Below are 1,053 nucleotides of genomic sequence, written 5' to 3'. Positions count from 1 at the left end.
TGCTAATGTTTTCTAAAAATATTTTTCCCATCAATCCCCCAACGCCCGACTAAGATCGGGCGCTCTGTTCGGTGTGCTATCACCCGGCTCCCACCAGGAACGCTGATTCCAGTCTTTGCGTGCTCGGTCTTTCATGCGCCGCAAGTAACCCGGTGACGCCTCTTCCATCATCTGGTTATAGAATGCATGATCAAACGCAGCTTTGGTATACCAGAGGTTCATAAAGTTAACGCCGGGGGCATTCTGCTTGATAAAGCGTAACAGATCGGCGGCGGCGTGCGTATCTTTTCCTAACGCCGCTTTGGTTGCATTACCCAGCGTCACATTAACAGCATCAATGCCAGTGCCAAACACGGGGCCAAGCAAGTTCATCCAGTTGGGTTGTCCACCTCGGCTGTCGCCGCCCATTCCTGTATAGATCATATCGCCAACGATACCCATCCCACCCCCCTGTAGAAATGCCGCCGCCCCAAATTTAGCCGTAAACATATCGCGCGGATCTTTGCCGTCTGCAATATCCTTTAATTGAATGGCTAGTGCGCCAAATAGAGTGGTACCCACTAATAAAGACGCGGAATATGCGAGTTTGCCGGTTCCACTCTCGATTTCACTGATTCGACGCAAATGACGCGACATCATTCCGAAAGAAAATGATTTAAACAGCATGAAATGTCGCAACATTTCTCCGCCCCAAGTGCCGCGCTGCGTTCCCTGCATCATTGCAGCACGAGCCATAATATCGGAGCCAAGAGAGGCATACTCTGATTCATCGTTAATAAACCCTAGCAACTTACCAATCGCAGCGTTCTTGGCGATATCATCAGCGCCGCTAATGGCGCGAATGCTGCGTGGTGTTAGCATGGGCTGACCTTTAAAGGTTTCAGGTGTTGCTTGCTGCCATACAGCCCAATCGCTTTCAGTAATACCACGACGCATCATTAATGTCCGATCAGCCTGATCCAGCACACTCCAGTTATTCCGGCTCATTGATGCGATTTTCGACATCATGGTGACTGAAAAACCGCGCCGGATTGCGTTAGTCCACCCCTCAAG

Annotated in this window: 1 pseudogene; it reads right to left on the bottom strand. The window is 50.3% G+C overall.

The features are described from left to right. Positions 1-30 precede the first annotated feature (30 nt). Positions 31-1,053, bottom strand: a pseudogene (locus QZ506_RS13905) (hypothetical protein); the annotation flags it as partial.

The sequence above is a fragment of the Candidatus Symbiopectobacterium sp. genome (assembly GCF_020054415.1).
GTDB lineage: Bacteria > Pseudomonadota > Gammaproteobacteria > Enterobacterales > Enterobacteriaceae > Symbiopectobacterium.
The sequence above is the reverse complement of the archived record's forward strand: the minus strand, read 5'-3'. Positions and strand labels throughout refer to the sequence as shown.